The sequence below is a fragment of the Actinoplanes sp. CA-051413 genome, assembly GCF_050955795.1.
In the GTDB taxonomy this organism is placed as follows: Bacteria; Actinomycetota; Actinomycetes; order Mycobacteriales; family Micromonosporaceae; genus Actinoplanes.
On the sequence record NZ_CP192100.1, the window covers coordinates 4,779,926 to 4,797,178 of the forward strand.

Annotated in this window: 15 protein-coding genes; 6 read left to right on the forward strand and 9 right to left on the reverse strand. The window is 73.1% G+C overall.

The window, feature by feature from the left end:
- Window positions 1–18: 18 nt before the first annotated feature.
- From ACQP2Y_RS22570 to ACQP2Y_RS22595, 6 genes are all read right to left on the reverse strand, one after another.
- Complete coding sequence (locus ACQP2Y_RS22570) at window positions 19–678, reverse strand: TMEM175 family protein (RefSeq protein WP_433731385.1); 660 nt, start codon at window positions 676–678, stop codon at window positions 19–21.
- Window positions 679–709: 31 nt separating this feature from the next.
- On the reverse strand, window positions 710–1,696 hold the full coding sequence (locus ACQP2Y_RS22575; protein ID WP_433731387.1) for a hypothetical protein: 987 nt from the start codon (window positions 1,694–1,696) through the stop codon (window positions 710–712).
- A 93-nt stretch (window positions 1,697–1,789) separates the two neighbouring features.
- A complete protein-coding gene (locus ACQP2Y_RS22580) occupies window positions 1,790–2,068 on the reverse strand; it encodes a hypothetical protein (RefSeq protein WP_360552794.1) in 279 nt (92 codons plus the stop codon).
- Window positions 2,069–2,128: 60 nt separating this feature from the next.
- Window positions 2,129–3,238, reverse strand: a complete 1,110-nt coding sequence (locus tag ACQP2Y_RS22585; protein WP_433732027.1) for a M24 family metallopeptidase — start codon at window positions 3,236–3,238, stop codon at window positions 2,129–2,131.
- Window positions 3,225–3,761, reverse strand: a complete 537-nt coding sequence (locus ACQP2Y_RS22590) for a DUF309 domain-containing protein (RefSeq protein WP_433731389.1) — start codon at window positions 3,759–3,761, stop codon at window positions 3,225–3,227. The genes ACQP2Y_RS22585 and ACQP2Y_RS22590 overlap by 14 nt, the downstream gene beginning before the upstream one ends.
- Window positions 3,721–4,929, reverse strand: a complete 1,209-nt coding sequence (locus ACQP2Y_RS22595) for an FAD-dependent oxidoreductase (protein ID WP_433731391.1) — start codon at window positions 4,927–4,929, stop codon at window positions 3,721–3,723. Before ACQP2Y_RS22595 ends, ACQP2Y_RS22590 begins: the two co-directional genes overlap by 41 nt.
- Before the next feature lie 98 nt (window positions 4,930–5,027).
- Between ACQP2Y_RS22595 and ACQP2Y_RS22600 the strand changes: the two genes are divergently transcribed.
- The 3 genes from ACQP2Y_RS22600 (at window position 5,028) to ACQP2Y_RS22610 (ending at window position 9,170) form a co-directional block, all read left to right on the forward strand.
- A complete protein-coding gene (locus ACQP2Y_RS22600; RefSeq protein ID WP_433731393.1) occupies window positions 5,028–5,627 on the forward strand; it encodes a TetR family transcriptional regulator in 600 nt (199 codons plus the stop codon).
- A gap of 65 nt (window positions 5,628–5,692) precedes the next feature.
- The gene (locus ACQP2Y_RS22605) at window positions 5,693–6,253 is read left to right on the forward strand and encodes a hypothetical protein (protein WP_433731395.1); all 561 of its coding nucleotides are present in this window, start codon (window positions 5,693–5,695) and stop codon (window positions 6,251–6,253) included.
- Window positions 6,254–6,314: 61 nt separating this feature from the next.
- A complete protein-coding gene (locus ACQP2Y_RS22610) occupies window positions 6,315–9,170 on the forward strand; it encodes a WD40 repeat domain-containing protein (RefSeq protein ID WP_433731397.1) in 2,856 nt (951 codons plus the stop codon).
- A gap of 11 nt (window positions 9,171–9,181) precedes the next feature.
- Here ACQP2Y_RS22610 and ACQP2Y_RS22615 read toward each other — a convergent pair whose 3' ends face one another.
- The gene (locus ACQP2Y_RS22615) at window positions 9,182–9,535 is read right to left on the reverse strand and encodes a VOC family protein (RefSeq protein ID WP_433731399.1); all 354 of its coding nucleotides are present in this window, start codon (window positions 9,533–9,535) and stop codon (window positions 9,182–9,184) included.
- A 151-nt stretch (window positions 9,536–9,686) separates the two neighbouring features.
- On the opposite strand from ACQP2Y_RS22615, the gene ACQP2Y_RS22620 reads away from it, so the two are divergent.
- Both ACQP2Y_RS22620 and ACQP2Y_RS22625 read left to right on the forward strand, forming a co-directional pair.
- Window positions 9,687–12,125 carry a molybdopterin oxidoreductase family protein gene (locus tag ACQP2Y_RS22620; RefSeq protein ID WP_433731402.1) on the forward strand — a complete coding sequence of 813 codons (2,439 nt, stop codon included), beginning with the start codon at window positions 9,687–9,689 and terminating at the stop codon, window positions 12,123–12,125.
- A 3-nt stretch (window positions 12,126–12,128) separates the two neighbouring features.
- Window positions 12,129–12,587, forward strand: coding sequence for a hypothetical protein (locus ACQP2Y_RS22625; RefSeq protein WP_433731404.1), 459 nt, complete (start codon window positions 12,129–12,131; stop codon window positions 12,585–12,587).
- A 7-nt stretch (window positions 12,588–12,594) separates the two neighbouring features.
- On the opposite strand, the gene ACQP2Y_RS22630 is transcribed toward ACQP2Y_RS22625, so the two are convergent.
- Entirely contained in the window at window positions 12,595–13,038 is a 444-nt protein-coding gene (locus ACQP2Y_RS22630; RefSeq protein ID WP_433732029.1) for a DUF2267 domain-containing protein, read from the reverse strand.
- Between ACQP2Y_RS22630 and ACQP2Y_RS22635 the strand changes: the two genes are divergently transcribed.
- On the forward strand, window positions 12,931–13,164 hold the full coding sequence (locus ACQP2Y_RS22635) for a hypothetical protein (RefSeq protein ID WP_433732443.1): 234 nt from the start codon (window positions 12,931–12,933) through the stop codon (window positions 13,162–13,164). The genes ACQP2Y_RS22630 and ACQP2Y_RS22635 overlap by 108 nt on opposite strands.
- Here the strand turns inward: ACQP2Y_RS22635 and ACQP2Y_RS22640 are convergent.
- Window positions 13,127–17,200: a tetratricopeptide repeat protein gene (locus tag ACQP2Y_RS22640; RefSeq protein ID WP_433731406.1), complete on the reverse strand. Its 4,074-nt coding sequence runs from the start codon at window positions 17,198–17,200 to the stop codon at window positions 13,127–13,129. The two genes, ACQP2Y_RS22635 and ACQP2Y_RS22640, sit on opposite strands and share 38 nt — an antisense overlap.
- Window positions 17,201–17,253 lie beyond the last annotated feature (53 nt).

Here is a 17,253-nt window from a genome sequence, read left to right on the forward strand (position 1 = left end):
TGGTCCGGTCCCCGGGAGCTACCTCGTCCCGGACGCCGGCCGGGGCGGCCGGCCCTTCTCCCAGCGGGCCCGGACCAGGCTCTCGACCGGGCCGGCCAGGAACATCAGGAGAAACGCCCAGTAGTTGACGCGGTCGTGGAACACCGCGCCGAGCAGGGTGCTCAGCAGTTGCACGCCGAGGACCGTCACGGTGGTCAGCATCTGCTCGCGGGTGACCGGCGGGCGGCCTCCGCTGAGGTCCGGGTGGCGATGGATGATCACCGCCAGCGCGGTCATCGCCCCGCTGGCCAGGATCAGCGTGCCACCGTACAGCGCGACGCTGCCCGCTGTCGGCGGGAAGGCGATGATCACCGCGGTCGAGATCGGCAGCATCACGATCGCGAGCGTCCAGATCACGTTCGCCCGTAGCAGGGCCGGGTGGAGCGTTTCGACGTGCTCGAACATCCGGTGATGGGACCACCACAGCCGGAAGATCACGGCGAAGCTGAGCAGGAACGAGCCGAACTCGCCGAGTTGCTCGTGAACCAGCTGGTCGAGGGTTCGGTGGCCGGTACCCGCGCCGGTGACGAGGTCGAGGAGCGGCAGGATCAGCAGCGTGAGCGCGATCGCGGTGATCGCGTCGGTGAAGAAGACGAGGCGTTCGGCGTTCGGCGCGGAGTCCGGTGGGGGGTGCGTCACCGCGACAGTGTCCCTCGCGGCCTGCGGTCGGCTAGGAAAGGCGGTCGGATTCGTGCCGCACGACCGCCAGTAGCAGCACGGTCACGCCGAGCGCGGCCACGGCCGCGAACTGGTTGACGACAAAGGTGAAGACCTGCCCGACCAGCAGGTTCACGAGCAATGACAGGGAGAGCAGCCGGAACGCCGCCGCCCGGTCGCGGCCCAGCCGCAGCAGCGCCCCGACGGCGAGTACGGACGACACCACAGCCGAGGCCGCCACCGCCAGGGTGGCCCCGAGTTCCGGATCACGGACGAGGTCGCCGGTCAGGGCCTCGCCGGTGGCGCCGATCATCGTGACCAACGGCAGCGCGATGACCGCGCCGACGCTCACCGCCACCAGCCGGGCCCGGCGCACCGGGGTCAGCGTGGCCCGGATCAGGTCCACGGCCGCCTCCCGGCGCTCGTCCCACACGTCACGCCGGGGTGGCACCGCGGCGAGCAGTCGGGCCACCGCCCGGTCGGCCTCCCGGTCGGAGCCCTCGACCAGCCGTGACGCGGCGGCGTGCTGGCGGGCGGTCAGCCCCGAGGTGACCCCGGTGACGGCCAACTGCGCGGCCTCGGCGGTGCGCCGGTCCGGCGGTGCCGGGCTGCGGCGGACCCGTCCGGTGAGCACGGCCAGCGCCGCGAAGGCGAGGTAGATGAGGCCGGCGGCCGGCCGGTAGAAGTAGTCGGTCCGTTCGGTGACGAACTTGCCGACCTCGTCGATGAACAGCCCGAAGCCGACGCCGCCCAGCACGGCCGCGCCCAGCTGGGCCACCCGCCCGGCCAGGGCCAGTGCGGCGCCCAGGCCGGCCAGCATGAGCAGGCCGCCCCAGAGCACGTGGGCGATGTGCAGGCCCCCGCCGCCCAGCTTGGGATAGCCGGTGGCCGCGAGGAAGCCGCGGGTGATCAGGACCGTCGCGATGCCCGAGAGCAGCAGCACCCGCAGATGCAGCACGGCGGCGTCGGATCGCACGAGCGAGGCTCGGACACTTCCCATGTCTGCGAGCCTCGCGTGCGGCGCGCCGGCGGCCTATCCGGCCATACCCGGAGACGACCCCGGTATGACCCCGAGGGCCCGGCCGGGCCGGCCTCAGAAAGGTGCGGGCCCGCGACCGACCAGCGACATCAGCACCTGGGTGGCCAGCAGCTTGCGGACGCCGGTCACGGCGACCTCACCGATCTGGTCGTAGGGCAGCTCCAGCTGCAGTCCCTCGGTCGCGTTACGGATGTCCGTGCTGACCTCGTTGGGCCGGAACGTGCCGCTCCAGCCGTTGAGGTTCCCCCGGTTGTTGGTGCCGAGCGAGGCCATGCCGGTGACGCGTGCGCCGTCGACGAGGATCAGCGTTGCCGGACCCGAGTAGGTCGTCATGTCGTAAACCGTAGCGGCTCGCCGCATTTCCGGTACCCACGGGTTGGTCCTGAACGAGCGTTAGAGGTGGACCAGGCCGGTGTCGGTGGTGTTGAGCCGCCGTACGCCGACCGTGGTGCAGACGACGATGTCCTCGATCCGGGCCCCGTGCGCGCCGGCCCGGTAGATGCCCGGCTCGACGGAGAACGCCATGCCCGCCACCAGGGGATCAGTGTTGCCCGCGACGATGTACGGGTCCTCGTGCGTCTCAAGCCCGATCCCGTGACCGGTGCGGTGCAGGAACAGCTCCCCGTAGCCGGCCTGCTCGATGGGGCTGCGCGCGGCGGCGTCCACCGCCTCGGCGCTTACGTCCGGCCGGACGGCGGCCACCGCGGCCCGCTGGGCGGCCTGGAGCACGGCGTAGTAGTCGGTGAAGTCCGCGGGAGCCGACGGCCCGATGACGTACGTACGGGTGCAGTCGGAGCAGTAGCCGCTCGGCATCGTGCCGCCGATGTCGACGACCACCGGGTCGCCGCGTTCGATGATCCTCGGCCCGCTGCTGTGGTGCGGGCTGGCGGCGTTCGGGCCGGCCGCGACGATGACGAAGTCCGTTCGGGCGTGCCCGGCGTCGCGGATGGCCACGTCGATGTCGGCGGCGACCTCGGCCTCGGTGCGGCCCGGGCGCAGCCAGCGGTGCAGCTGGCGGTGCACCTCGTCGATGGCGGCCCCGGCCTCGGCCAGCGCGGCTATCTCCGCCGGTGACTTCACCGCGCGCAGCGATCCGGTCGCCCGGCCGGCCTCCACCCAGCGCAGGCCGGGCAGCAGGCGTTGCAGGGGGAGCAGGTGGGCGGCGGGCATCGCGTCCACGACCCCGACCACCCCGGTCGTGTCCGGCAGCGTGCCGGCCAGCAGCCCCGCGGCGTCACCGCCGTCGGGGTGGTCGGCCAGCCGGAGCCGCAGGTCACCGAGCGCGGCCTCGGCGGCGGCCCGTTCCAGCCGGGGGACGATCAGGGTCGCCTCGCCGGTGGCCGGCAGCACCAGGCAGGTGAGCCGTTCCAGCGGCAGCGCCTCGTAGCCGGTCAGATAGCGCAGGTCGGGGCCGGGCGTGACCAGCAGGGCCGTCCAGCCCTGCCGGGCCACCTCCTGCTGGGCTCGGTCCAGCCGGCGGCGCAGTTCCTCAGCTGTCCACAGCACCCGCCCACGGTAGCCCTGTGGGCCCGAGCTGCGGTGTCAGCGCCTGGTCGGACAGGCTGCCGTCAGCGTGGTCGATGAGCTCGGCCGTGCTCCGCGCCCAGGCGGTCAGCGCCACCACCGGTACGCCGTACGGCGGGGCCGCGGCGTAGTCCTCGATCCGGTCCGCCGCCCGCCTTAGCAGCCGGGCCGCGCCCTCGGTGTTGCCCCGCCGCGCGTGGGTCAGGCCGACCGCGAGCTGGGCCAGGCCCCGCCAGAACTCGCGTTCCGGCTGGCCGGACGCCTTCCAGGCCGCTTCGAGCACCTCGTGGGCGTGGAACGGCCGCCCGCCGTCGAGCAGGCGCTGGGCCTCGCGCAGCGCCTCGACGGGCGGCAGGACCAGGTCGTCGGGCGTGGTCGGCACGCCGGGCATCCCCTTGGGCAGCGGCCGGCCCAGCCCGTCGCGGGGGCGGGCGTTGCGGGGCCGCCCGGCGGCGTCTCGATCACGTGCCTGAGGCTCGGTGGCCGGTTCGCTCGATTCCATGCTGCGATTCTCCCGCAACCGCCGGGCCGGCGCGGCGCTGGTCGAGCCCGGAGAGCCGGTACGCCAGGCGGCGGCGGAACGCCGGGATCCGCGCGAGCGTGGACAGCAGCGCGTTGCGGACCGGGCGCAGCGGTGCCGGCACGGTCGCCAAGCGGGTCAGCTGCGAGGCGAAGCCGACCACGGCCTGGGCCACGGGACGGCGCTCTGCGGCGTACCGGTCGAGGGGTGCCTCGGAGCCGGACCGCAACGTCTCGGTGAGGGCGTCGGCCAGCGCGAGGCCGTCCTTGAGGCCGAGGTTCATGCCCTGGCCGCCGGCCGGGCTGTGCACGTGGCCGGCGTCGCCGGCCAGCAGGACCGGCCCGGCGCGGAAGGTGTCCGCGACGCGGTGGTGGACGCGGAACCGCGAACCCCAGACCACCTCGGCGACCTGGGCGGGGGAGCGGGCCGGTCCGCGGTGGTCCAGCAGGGACTGGACGTACGCGGTGTCGGGATGCTCGGGGGCGTCGTCGACGGCGGCCACCAGGCGGACTGTGCCGTCGGGCAGCGGTGCCCAGACGAGCAGGCCGGCGCCGGAGAAGTACAGCACCACCTCGTCGCGGGGCGGGCCGCCGTCGACCTTCACGTCGGCCAGGGTGAACGACTCGCCGCCGGACGACGGGTCGCCGAAGCGGATGCCGGCCAGCTCTCGGATCGTGCTGTGCATGCCGTCGGCGGCGACCACGTAGCGGGCGGTCACGCTCTCACCGTTGGCGAAGGTCACCGTGCCGCCGGACAGGCCGACAGCCTCGTAGCCGCGCAGGACCCGGCCACCGGCGGCCACCAGCCGGTCGTGCAGCACGGCCTCGGTGGTCGACTGCGGCACCATCAGCGCGTACGGGAAACGGGTGGGCAGGTCGACGAACGAGATCGGGACCAGGGTGCGGTCGCGGTCGCGGATGGTGAAGCGCGGCGCCGGGATGCCGGCCGCCGCCAGGGGGTCGGCCGCGCCGATCCGGTCGAGCACCTCGAGGGTGTGTGCGTGCACCACGGCGGCCCGGCTGGTGTGCGCGGCGGTCGCGGCGCGGTCGACGACCGTGACGTCGACCCCCGCGCCGGTAAGGGCAGCGGCCGTGGCCAGGCCGACGGGACCAGCGCCGACGATCAGGACATCGGTGGTTGCGGGGAGCATCGGAGTCACCTGCCAACGTTTGTTTGCCAACATCTGTTGACTCGAAGGTAGTCCTCCTCGGCGCGCGGGTCAACATGTGTTGGCATACACTTGTTGGCATGAGCGAAGAACGACCACGGCGGTCCGACGGCACCCGGGCGGCGATCCTGCGCGCGGCCCGGGAACGGTTCGCCGCCGACGGGTACGAGCGGGCCACCATCCGGGCCATCGCGGCGGACGCGGCCATCGACCCGTCGATGGTGATGCGCTACTACGGCAACAAGGAACGCCTGTTCGCCGCGGCGGCCGAGTTCGACCTGCGGTTGCCGGAGCTGTCCGGCGTACCGGTGGACGAGATCGCCGCCCTGCTCGTCGGCCACTTCCTGGACCGCTGGGAGGGCGACGAGACGCTGATGGCGCTGCTGCGGGCCGGCGTGACCAACCCGGCCGCCGCCGAGCGCATGCGGGAGATCTTCGCGGCCCAGCTGGGCCCGCTGGCCGAGCGGGTGGCCCCGGACCAGCCGCACACCCGGGCCGGGCTGGTGTCCAGCCAGGTGCTCGGGCTGGCGCTGTGCCGGTACGTGCTCAAGCTGCCCCCGGTGGTCGCGATGGAACGGGCCGACCTGATCGCCTGGCTCACCCCGACCGTGCGGCAGTACCTGCTGGGCCCGGCACCCGAGGGGCCGAAGGTCCCGGCAGGTACGGCAGTGCGGCACTGATCACCGGCGTCGACGGCGGCTGGAATAGGGGTGTACACAACGAACCCAGAAAGGACGTGGACGCCATGACCGCCGTCCAGAACCCCACCACCCGGGTCTCGCTCAAGACCGGTGGCACGACCGTCACGGAGTCCCGTCGCAGCAAGGCCACTCGTTTCACCCTCGCCGGGTTGCGTCTGGCGCTGGGCTGGGTGTTCCTGTGGGCGTTCATCGACAAGCTGTTCGGCCTCGGCCTGGCCACCCCGGAGAAGGGTGCCTGGATCAACGGTGGCAGCCCGACCAACGGTTTCCTGGGCAAGGCGGTCGCGGGTCCGTTCGAGGGCGTCTACCACAGCATCGCCGGTGCGGCCTGGGCTGACTGGCTGTTCATGCTGGGTCTGGCCGGCATCGGCATCGCCCTGATCGCCGGTATCGGTATGCGCTTGGCCGCGGCTGCCGGTGGTGTGCTGCTGGTTCTGATGTGGACCGCGGTGCTGCCTCCGGAGAACAACCCCTTCATGGACGACCACCTGATCTACGCCGGTGTCCTGGCTGTCCTCGCTCTGACCGCCGCCGGTGACACCCTCGGTCTGGGCAAGATGTGGGCCCGCCTGCCGGTGGTGCAGCGCCTGCCCTGGCTGAAGTAACCCACGACCACGCACGACCGGGCGGCACCCACCACGGGTGCCGCCCATTAGGCTGCCGCGGATGGAAGCTCCCGGCGCCGCGCCCCATCTCCTGCTGCCGGGTCCGCTCGACGGGACCCGGGCCGCGACGATGGTGACGGCCGGGGGACGCCCGGTGCTGGTGGTGCCGGCCCCGGGCGACGGTGAGGCCGGCTTCGTCAGGGCGGTCGACCTGGCCACCGGCGCGGTGCTGCCGGACCACTCGGGACTGCGCCGTGAGCAGCACGACGCCCTGGCGCTCGGCGCGGGCGGCCTGGTCGCGACTGCGGGCCGGCCCAGCGGAACCGTCGTCGTCCGGGACGCGGTGACGGGTTCACCGGTCGGCGTACCGCTGCCGCTGAAACCCCGCGGCATCTCCCTCACCGTGCTCGACGGGCGGCCGGTCGTGATCGCCGCCGGATCCGGCCTGGTGGTCCACGATGTACAGACCGGCGCGCCGATCGCCAAGCACGGCCGCCGCAACGGCTGGTGTCTCACGGAGTTCCAGGGTCGGCACCTCCTCGTGGCGCAGGAGTCGGCCACCTCGCTACGGCTGTACGACGCGCTGACCGGGGAGCCGTACGGGCAGCCGTTCAGCTGTGACTTCTCCGGTTCGGTCTTCCGGATGGCGGCGGTGGACCACGACGGCCGGCTGCTGGTCGCCTTCCTCGATCACCACGCCGCCTGCAAGGTCTCGCTGTGGGACGTGACCACCGGCGCCGCGCTCCCGACGGCGCCACCCTTCGACGACGTCCAGGAGATCGACGTCGCGACGGTGCACGGACGGCCGCTGCTGCTCGCCGCCCGCTCCGGCAAGGTGGCATCGCCGCTGACACTGTGGGATCTGACCACCGGGCAGCCGGTCTTCCCGGACGCCTTCGCCGGATACGACGGCGAATGCGCGCGAGTGGCGCTGGGCAGCGTGGCCAACGGCTTCTTCGCGGTGACAGTCGACCGGGACGGCTCGTCCGCGCTGTGGGTGTGCTCGTCGCAGGGGACCCAGCGCATCCCGCTGACGGACGGCGGTATGTCGCGGACAGCGCTGGGCGAGGTCGACGGCTCACCCACGGTTGCCCTCGGCGGCGCCGGGGGAGCACTGCGCCTGTTCGACGCGCGGACCGGGCGGGAGTTCAGCAGCCCGTTCTACGGCGGATCACCGGACGACAGCGTCATCGGTGCCACGGGCGACGCCGGTCGTGCCGTCGTCCTGCAGCGCGGGCGACCCATGCGCCTGTGGGACGTCGAAGCCGGCATTCCGGTGGCCCGGCTGGACCGGTCCGCCGACCGGATCGCGGCCGGTGAGGTGGCCGGCCGCAGGATGTTCGCCCTCGTCACCGGCGGCCGGGACAGCGGTGTCGGCCTCAGCCTGTGGGATCCCGATGCCGGCGCGCTGGTCGCCGAGGTCTCGCTGGCGCACACCACGGCCGACGACCGCCCGGCCGACGTGGTGTTCACCCGGATCGACGACCGTGCGGCGGTGGCGGTGGCGGTCGGCCGTACGGTCCGATCGTGGGACGCCGTCACCGGTGAGCCGCTGGGCCGGCCGTACCGCGGACTTTCCAGCTCCGTGTCGACGATCGCCGCCGGCCGGATCGGCGACCGTGCGATGCTCGCCGCCGGCGGCAAGGACCACGCGGTGCACGTGTTCGACCCGGCCAGCGGCGCGGCCGTCGTGCCGCCCATGGCCGGTCACTCCCAGGGCCTGACCGCGCTGGCCTTCGGCACCGTGGACGGCCGGACCGTGGTGGCCTCGGGGAGCTGGGACAAGACCGTACGCGTCTGGGACGCCGCCACTGGCGCCTGCGTCGGCGGGCCCTGGACCGGTCACGGCGATCGGATCGTCGCCGTACACGTGACCGAGCGGGACGGCGAACCAGTTGTGGTGTCCCACGCGGCGAGCGGCCCACCGCGCCTGTGGCGACTGCGCGCACCGGCCGCGAGCAGCGGACACACCGACGCCGTCCACACCGTCGCCGCCGGCCGGTGGCAGGGCCGCCCGGTGTTCGCCTCCGGTGGCGCCGACCGGACCGTGCGCCTGTGGGATGCGGCCACCGGGCAGGCCCTCGGCCCGGCCCTCACCGACCATGCCGCTGAGGTCACGCACGTCGCCTTCACCGGCCCCGACCGCGACATCCTCGTCACCGGCGACGGGAGCGGGGTGGTGTTGCGCTGGCAGGTCCACGCCGGTGTCCCTCGCGGCGAGCCGCTGGCCCGGCTGGACAAGCGGATCGCCGGGATCAGCCCGGCCGAGGTGGGCGGTCGCGCGGTGGTGGCGATCGGAACGGCGGACGGCGTCCTGCGAATCTGGGACGCCGTGACGAGTGAGCTCGTCGCCGAGCTGCGTACCGGCGCGGACCTGCGGGTGAGCCGCACGGACCTGGGCGTGCTGGACGGGCGGCTCGTCGCCCTGACGATCGGGGGCGACAGCCCGACGCTGACTCTGTGGGACGTGGCCGCCGGCAAACCGTTGTACGAGCCCATGGCCGTGCCGGAGGAGTGCGAGGTCGGGACACTGGCGACGCTGGACGGACGGCTCGTGGTCGTCCAGGGGATCGACGCCTTCGGCGGCGGCACGGGGTACCACCCGGAGGAGGCCACCGACGTCCAGGTGATCGACGTCGCCACCCGTACGGTGCTCAGCCGGCACCGGTCGAAACGGGGATGGAGCCACCGGGCGGCCGTCCAGGGCGCCGTCGTGCTGATCACGGCCGAGGACTGGATCGTCGGGGTGAACGCGCACGGGACCGGCGGACCCGGGGAGTTCCGGTACGACGGGCACCACGAGTTCGTGAGCTGCGTGGCCACCGCCGACGTCGCCGGGCGCACGATCGTGGCCTCCGGCGACCGCGGCAACGCCCTGCACTTCTGGGACCTGAACACCCGCGAACGCCTCCGCTGAGGCCGCGTCCCTCAGAGCTCGCCGGCCGCCCGGCGGATCAGGCAGAACTCGTTGCCTTCCGGATCGCGCAGCACGACGAGCGAATCGTCGCCCGGATCGTCGAGGTCGTCGGCGGGCGAGGCGCCGAGCGCCACCGCGTGGCGGCGTGCCGCGTCCAGGTCGTGCACGCCGATGTCGAGGTGCAGGCGGACCTTGCCGGCCTTCTCCTCCGGTACAGGCTGGAAGACGAGCTCCGGTGTCCCGGAGGCAGGACGGGTCAGCGCGACGTACCGGCTCTCCCGGGGCCTGACCTGCAGCCCGAGCAGGTCGGCCCAGAACCGGGCCAGCCGCACCGGATCGGCGCAGTCGATCGTCACGGACGTCACCCAGGCTTCTCCGGACATGGTCGGCCCTCCGCACGGTTCGCTGTTGCCTCCGTCTTCGTCCCCGCCCGGCCGTCGCGCTGATCGGGCCCGCGCGGTCGCACGAGTATCCGGGACCGGGACGGGGTAGATCGGTTTCATCAGGAGGTGGACCATGGTTGACCGGATCGCTGAGCCGTGGGGGCCGCGCACGCCGTACGGGCCGGGGGAGGCCTGGCCGGTGCGCGTCGACACCTTCCTCGACGGTGAGCTCACCGAGGCCGACGTCGACGCCTGGTGGCAGAGTGCCTCGGTGCTGCACGCCAACGGTGATGCCATGGACATCGCCGTCAAGGACGGGCGGATCGCCGGGGTTCGCGGCCGGGCGGTCGACCGGATCAACCACGGTCGTCTCGACCCGAAGGACCTGTACGGCTGGCAGGCCAACAACAGCACCGACCGGCTGACCCGGCCCCTGGTCCGCGAGGGTGGCCGGCTCGTCGAGAGTGACTGGGACACCGCCATGGGCCGCATCGTCGAGCGGTCGCGGCAGCTGCTCGACGGCCCGGGCGGGTGGGGGCACTTCGGCTTCTACACCTCCGGCCAGCTGTTCCTGGAGGAGTACTACACGCTCGCGGTGATCGGCAAGGCCGGCCTCGGCACCCCGCACATGGACGGCAACACCCGCCTGTGCACCGCCACCGCCGCCGCGGCGCTGAAGGCCAGTTTCGGCGCCGACGGCCAGCCCGGCTCGTACACCGATGTCGACTCCTGCGACGCGATCGCCCTGTGGGGGCACAACGTCGCCGAGACGCAGACCGTGTTGTGGAGCCGCATGCTCGATCGCCGCCGCGGGCCCAACCCGCCCGCGATGCTGGCGGTCGACCCCCGGGCCACCCCGGTCGCCCGGGAGGCCGACGTGCACCTGGCGGTGCGGGCCGGCACGAACGTGGCCCTGGTCAACGGCCTGCTGCGCGAGATCATCCACCGCGGCTGGTACGACCGGGCGTACGTCGCCGCGCACACCATCGGCTTCGACGAGCTCTGCGCGACCGTCGACAGATATCCGCTGGACCGCGTCGCCCGGATCTGCGATGTGCCCGTGGCGCGGCTGGAACGCGCCGCGGAGCTGCTGGGCACGTCGCAGCGGCTGCTGTCGACCGTGCTGCAGGGCTTCTACCAGTCCAACCAGGCGACCGCCGCCGCGTGCGGGGTCAACAACCTGCACCTGATCCGCGGCATGATCGGCCGGCCGGGCGCCGGGCTCTACCAGATGAACGGCCAGCCCACCGCGCAGAACACCCGCGAGACCGGCGCCGACGGCGACCTGCCCGGGCTGCGCAACTGGAACAACGAGGAGCACATCGAGCAGCTCGCGCAGCTGTGGAACGTCGAGCCCGGCATGATTCCGCACTGGGCCCCGCCCACCCACGCCATGCAGATTTTCCGGTACGCCGAACAGGGCTCCGTCAAGCTGCTGTGGATCTCGGCCACGAACCCGGCGGTGTCACTGCCCGAACTGGCCCGGATCCGGCGCATCCTGGCCGCCCCGGAGCTGTTCGTCGTGGTGCAGGATCTGTTCCTGACCGAGACCGCCGAGCTGGCCGACGTGGTCCTGCCCGCCGCCACCTGGGGCGAGAAGCTGGGCACGTTCACCAACGCCGACCGCACCGTGCACCTGAGCGAGAAGGCCGTGGACCCGCCCGGGGAGGCGCGGGCCGACCTGGACATCTTCCTCGACTACGCCCGCCGGATGGACTTCCGGGACCGTGACGGCAATCCGCTGATCACGTGGCAGGGCCCCGAGGACGTGTTCGAGGCCTGGAAGAAGTGCTCGGCCGGACGGCCGTGCGACTACACCGGCATCACCTACGACAAGCTGCGCGGCGGCAGCGGCATCCAGTGGCCGTGCGACGACGCCCGCCCGGAGGGCACCGAGCGACTCTACACCGACGGCGTCTTCGCCACCGATCCCGCGTACTGCGAGACCTACGGCCAGGACCTGGCCACCGGCGCCGAGTTCACCGAGGACGAGTACCGGGCCCGGGAGCCGGCCGGGCGGGCGTTCCTGCATGCCGTCGACCACCAGCCGTCACCCGAGGTCACCAGCGACGACTACCCGCTGCTGCTGACCACCGGCCGTACGGTGTACCAGTTCCACACCCGCACCAAGACCGGCCGTACCCCGCAGCTCGACGCGGCCGCGCCCGACGCCTGGGTGGAGCTGAACGCCGGCGACGCCGCCCGGCTGGGCATCGCCGAAGGCGACGTCGTCGGCATCGCGTCGCCGCGCGGCGCGATCCAGGTCCGGGCCCGGATCGGCCGGGTACGGCCCGGCGTGGTCTTCGTGCCGTTCCACTACGGCTACTTCGACGTCGACCCCGCCGACCGGACGCCCCGGGCCGCGAACGAGCTGACCCTCACCGCCTGGGACCCGGTCTCCAAACAACCGATCTTCAAGGTCGCCGCGGTACGCGTGGCCAAGCTCGCGGACGGCGGCGGCATCCCGGCCCCGGCCCCGACCGTCGGCGGCAGCGCACCACTCGACAGCACCGTGCCCGCCACGACCGGCGGTCCCGCGGCCGAGGCGACCTCACGGTACGAGGGGGACTGACCGATGCACCTGGCCCACTACCTCGGACTCCTGCACCGCGCCCAGACCAACCTGGCCGACGCCTTCCGGCAGGTGGCCACGGCGCACGCCGCCGAGCCCGACATCTTCCACCTGTGCCGGCAACAGGCCCTCGTCTGCGACGGCCACGCCGAGAAGCTGCAACCGTTCGCCCGGCGCTACTCCGAGGAGGCGCCGGACGAACCCGACCGGCTGCACTCGGAGCTGTTCGGGGGCACCCGTACCGGGGGCATCGGCCTGCTGCGCGACCTGCAGGACCTGTACCTGATGGCCGCCGAGTGCGACATCTGCTGGACGGTCGTCGGCCAAGCGGCCCGCGGCGCCCGCGACGACGACCTGCGTCAGGTGGTGCAGGACTGCGAGGGCGAGACCGCGATGCAGCTCAAATGGCTGCGGACGCGCATGAAGGCCGCCGCGCCGCAGGCTCTGGTGGTGGCCGACTGAACGCGGCTCAGCTCGCGTGGTGGCGTTGCCGCCGGGCGGCCACCGCCGGACGGTCGGCCGGTTCTTCGTCGAGACGGACCGGGGCTCCCAGGCTGAGGTTGGTGACCGCCGAACTCAGCCTCCGCACCAGATACCGGTGCCGGAGGGCCGGATCCTCGGCCCGGGCCGACATCAGCGGACGCAGGTCGGCGGGAAGCGACGCGGCCAGCCCGGCCGGGGTGGTGCCGCGGCAGTAGGCGTTGAGCTGCTCGAGGGTCACGCGGGTGTAGAAGGCGGCGTCCGGCTCACTGACGTGCAGCTCGTCGGCGACATCCCGGATGAGCTGCTGAGCTGAGCCGGTGTGGTGCCGGCGATCGGTCACGACAAGACCGACCTCGGCCGGCAGCTGCCCGGCCAGGCCCAGGTACGCCGGGTCGGGAAGAACGTTCCGCAGCGCAGCACGCCGGAACAGACGATCGAGGCCATCGACGACCGGACCGCGGGTTCGGGCGTCTCCGACTGGGTCGCCGACCTGCTGCCGCACCTGACGTACGGAGCCGTCACGTGGAGCGTGCTGGCGGCCCTCCAGGACGATTGAAGTTGGCTTGGTAGAGGCGTACCAGGCGGCCGGCTTCGCGATCGCGGCCGGCCTTGCGCAGCATCATGTGCAGCTGGCGACAGGCCACCGCCACCGCCGGCGTCACAGCCTGTCGCGCCACGGGATGCAGCCCGGGGAGCACGTCCAGGCCCTCATGGACCGCGGACACGGCCTCGGTGAGACCCGACGCGCCCCGGTCCAGGTTCACGAGGGCGTAGTTGCACAGCAGCTGCACCAGCTGGTGGGCGTCCGCCGGTGACCCCTGCCGGGCCGCGGCCACCGCCTCGCGCATGACCGGCAGGGCCGCGCCGGCCCGGCCGAGGCCGATGAGGCACACGGCCAGCGAGTTGAGGCAGATGGCCAGCTCGACACTGTGCACGCTGGTTCCCTGAGCCGCGATCCGGCGCCTGATCACCACCGCCTGTTCCAGCAGCGGCAGGCTCTCCTCGTTACGGCCGGCCTCCCCGAGCGACGTGCCCAGGTTGGTCAGGGCCTCGGCCATCAGCCGTTCATGAGCGGCCGCGACGTCCGGTGGCAGGTTCCGCAGGACGGCCAGCGCCTCGGTGGCTGCCACCAGCGACTGGTCGAGCATGTCGTTCTCGACGTAGCGCAGCCCCAGGTTGTTGAGCGCCTGCGCGAGGTGGGGCAGGTGCGCCTGCGGGCGGCGGGCCGCCAGCGAGCGGAAGATCGAGACGGCGATCCGGCTGTGGCCGAGGGCCTGCGGGTGCCGGCCGAGCTGGGCCAGGCGCAGGCCGACGCTGTCGCTGAGGACGGCGTACCGGAACTCGTACGCGTCCGGGTCCCGCGCCGCGAGCTCGCGCAGGTGGCCGACGCCCTCCTCGGCGGCTCGCAACGCGTCCTCGACCCGCCCGAGGTCCGAGAGGACCGCGGCGTAGGTGTTGAGGGTGGTGGCCAGGTCGCCCCGGTAGCGGTCCGGGTGTTTCGCGGCGAGGTCGCGGTAGAGGACCAGTGCCTGCTCCACGAGGGTCAGGCCGTCGGTGAGCCGGCCGAGTCCGGTGACGGCCGCTCCCAGATTGGCAGCCGTCATGGCCAGGCCGTCCGCTGCACCGTCGGGGTTGGTCCGCCATCGTCGTTGCAGGATCTCGTGGGCCTCGACCAGGAAGTGCATCCCGTCGGCGGGCCGGCCGTGGTCGCGGTACCGCATGGACAGGTTGTTCAGGGCCGTGGCGAGCGCGCCCTCGTACCGTTCGGGGTTGTCCCGGGCGAGGTCCCGCAGCAACGCCACATGGTGTTCACCGGCCACGATGGCCTCCTCGTGGCGACCCAGCTCGGACAGGGCGAGGCCCTGCACGGCGACCGCTGCGACGTAGCCCACCAGGTGGATGTCCCGGTCCTGTTCGACCAGGTGCTCGAAGACGCTCACCGCCGCCTCGGCGTCGGCCAGGGCCTCCTCGTGCCGGCCCATCTCCCGCAGGACGGCCGCCCGGCGGGCCAGCGAGTCGCCGAGGGCCGGCCGGTGGGCGCCGGGGTCCGCCTCGGCCAGCAGCCGCCGGAGCCGAAGAGCCTCGCTGACCGTGGCCAACGCCTCCGCGTGCCGTCCCGTGCCCTGCAGATGCGTCGCGACCACCTGCAACGCGCCGGCGAACTGCGGGAGGTGCTCCCCCTGGTCGCCGACCAGATCCTGCATCAGCTCCAGGGCCCGCCGGGCGAACGCGACGGCCTCGTCGATCCGGCCGAGGGCGCCGGCGAAGGTGGCCGCGTTGCTGAGCGACGTGGCCAGCAACGGCTGGATCTTCGGCGCGTTGACCCGGACCAGGTCTTCCCGGATCTCGATCGCCTCCAGCGTGTGGGCGAGCGCCTCGGGGTAGCGGCCGGTGTCGCCGAGGCAGGCGCCGAAGTTGTGCAGCGCCACGGCCAGGGCCGGCCGGTGGGCCGCGGGATTGCTCCGGACGAGTTCCCGCGTGACGGCGAGGGCCTCGGCGGCGGGCTCGTGGGCGGCCGGCCGTCGGCCGGTGCTCCTGCGGGTCGCGGTCAGGTTTCCCAGTGCGTTCGCGAGGTCCGGGAGATGCCGGTGCCGGTCCTCCTCGACCAGCCCACGGTAGATCGCCGTGGCCTCTTCGGCGGCTTGCGACGCCTCGTCGCGACGGCCGACGGCGAGGTACCGGCCGCTCAGATTGATCAGACTCCCGGCCAGGTCGGCCAGGTAGCGCTCCGGGTAGACCTCGGCGACGCGTCGCAGCAGGACGGCCGCGTCTTCGGTGGGGGCGACCGCCTCCTCGTCCCGGCCCAGCTCGGCGAGCACGGTGCCGATGTTCATCAGCGAGGTGGCCAGGTCCGGCAGATACCCGACATGTTCAACGGCGAGACGATGGTGCAGTTGCGCGGCCTGGCCGGCATCCTTCAGCGCCCGCTGATGGTCGCCGGTGAACGCGAACGCCGCGCCCCGGATGCTCAGCGAGTTCGCGTAGTCGCCGAGGTGGCGGTCCGGACCGGCGGCAGCCAGCAGCTCCACGGCCTCTGATGCGGTTGCCACTGCCGCCTTGTGACGGCCCGCGTGGTGCAGCCGGATGGTGTGGTCGATGAGCACCCGCGCGCGTTCGGCCGGATCGGCCAGGCCGGCCAGGCGACCGGCGAGCAGGCGGGCGCTGACGGCCGCGATCCCGTCGTCGAGATCGACGTGGCGACCGCGTGGCAGGACGTCGGCGATTCCCGCCAGCATGGTCAGGTCCACCTCGGCGATCGCGGCCAGTCCCGCCAGCGCCTCGCTGCCCGCCTGCACCGCGAGCGTGGGACGGCTCCGCAGCAGTGGGTACAGATGGGCCGGCCCGACGTGCGGCCACCGGGCCGCGGCCGCGATGAGGAAGGTCAACGGCCGCCGCGGGTCGACAGCCGTCAGCACCGCGGCCAGCCGCGACCCGGACCAGGGCCGGCCCTCGGGGCCGCCGGTCAGAGTGAGCGCGAGATAGTCCTCGGCGAGCCGGTCGGGCAGCAACGGCTGCAACACCCGGGACGACGGGTAGCAGACGCCGTGGTCTTGCAGGATCCGCACGGCCGGCATCTCCTGCTCGACCCCGGTCAGGAGAGCGTGTCCCTCGTCGTCCGGCAGCGCCCCGGTGAGAGCCGCCGTGAAGACCGTCCGGGCCATGACGCTGGGCGGGGTCGCGAAGTCGAGGCCGCGGACGGCGCCCTCGTGGAGCCGGGTCCACTGCAGATGCTCGCGGTCGAGCAGGTACTGGGTGTGCTTGGCCGGATCGGTCTCCGGTCGCGCGTCGTTGGCCCGCGCGTCCACCTCGACCAGGGCGGCCAGGTGCACGGCCAGGGTCAGCCCGAAGCGTTCACCGTCGAGATTCACGCCGGGGTCCGGCGGGGGAGCGACGTCGTGCACGCGGGTGAAGGCGGTGCGGGCGGCGGCGTACATGGCCGGCCGGTCGGAGGCCGGGAGTGCCGCAAGCTCCATGCAGGAGGTGGCGGCCGCGACTGCCGGTCGCCCGAGCTCGCTGCGCAGGGCCTGCCAGTTGGTCGCGCCGCGCCCAGCCAGCAGAATCCGGGTACGGACCCCGGGACGGTGCAGCAGCGCGTTGCGGGAGAGCCAGAGCAGCGAGGTCAGCGGCCAGCGGTCGGCGTAGTCGACCAGCACGAGGACGCCCTCGGTCTCCTCCGTACGCAGGTCCTGGCTGCCCGGCGACGGCATGATCGCCCCGACGCCCTGGCCGGCGACGACCACCTTCCAGCCCGTTGCCCGGGCCTGTTCGGCGACGTCCTCGATCAGCCTGGTCTTGCCCTGGCCGCCGGGCCCGGAGAGCCAGCGCACCGCCAGCCGGCCGGGCGACCCGAGCCACTCCCGCAGGTCGGCCCGCTCGGTCTCGCGCCCGGTGAACGGGACCAGGCCGGAGCGGGCGTCCAGCATGCGGCTGGGCAGCTCGCGCAGCCATCCCGGGTCCGGCGGCGGCGTCGGCCGGAACTCCTCCAGCAGGTAGAGCGGGGACGCGTCGCCGAAGACGTGCAGGTCAGCGCCGACCACGCCGTACGCGAAGCCGGCCGAGGCGACGACCATCTGTTCGGGTGCACTCACCATCGACCCTCCGGGTCCGGCCACCCACGACAGTCCCCTATGGGTCTACCGAATCT

Bases quoted from the DNA above. Each gene is read 5' to 3' on its own strand.
- ACQP2Y_RS22625 (WP_433731404.1), top strand. From the start codon at position 12,129: ATGCACCTGGCCCACTACCTCGGACTCCTGCACCGCGCCCAGACCAAC.
- ACQP2Y_RS22590 (WP_433731389.1), bottom strand. From the start codon at position 3,761: ATGGAATCGAGCGAACCGGCCACCGAGCCTCAGGCACGTGATCGAGAC.
- ACQP2Y_RS22580 (WP_360552794.1), bottom strand. From the start codon at position 2,068: ATGACGACCTACTCGGGTCCGGCAACGCTGATCCTCGTCGACGGCGCA.
- ACQP2Y_RS22605 (WP_433731395.1), top strand. From the start codon at position 5,693: ATGACCGCCGTCCAGAACCCCACCACCCGGGTCTCGCTCAAGACCGGT.
- ACQP2Y_RS22595 (WP_433731391.1), bottom strand. From the start codon at position 4,929: ATGCTCCCCGCAACCACCGATGTCCTGATCGTCGGCGCTGGTCCCGTC.
- ACQP2Y_RS22610 (WP_433731397.1), top strand. From the start codon at position 6,315: ATGGAAGCTCCCGGCGCCGCGCCCCATCTCCTGCTGCCGGGTCCGCTC.
- ACQP2Y_RS22620 (WP_433731402.1), top strand. From the start codon at position 9,687: ATGGTTGACCGGATCGCTGAGCCGTGGGGGCCGCGCACGCCGTACGGG.
- ACQP2Y_RS22575 (WP_433731387.1), bottom strand. From the start codon at position 1,696: ATGGGAAGTGTCCGAGCCTCGCTCGTGCGATCCGACGCCGCCGTGCTG.
- ACQP2Y_RS22640 (WP_433731406.1), bottom strand. From the start codon at position 17,200: ATGGTGAGTGCACCCGAACAGATGGTCGTCGCCTCGGCCGGCTTCGCG.
- ACQP2Y_RS22600 (WP_433731393.1), top strand. From the start codon at position 5,028: ATGAGCGAAGAACGACCACGGCGGTCCGACGGCACCCGGGCGGCGATC.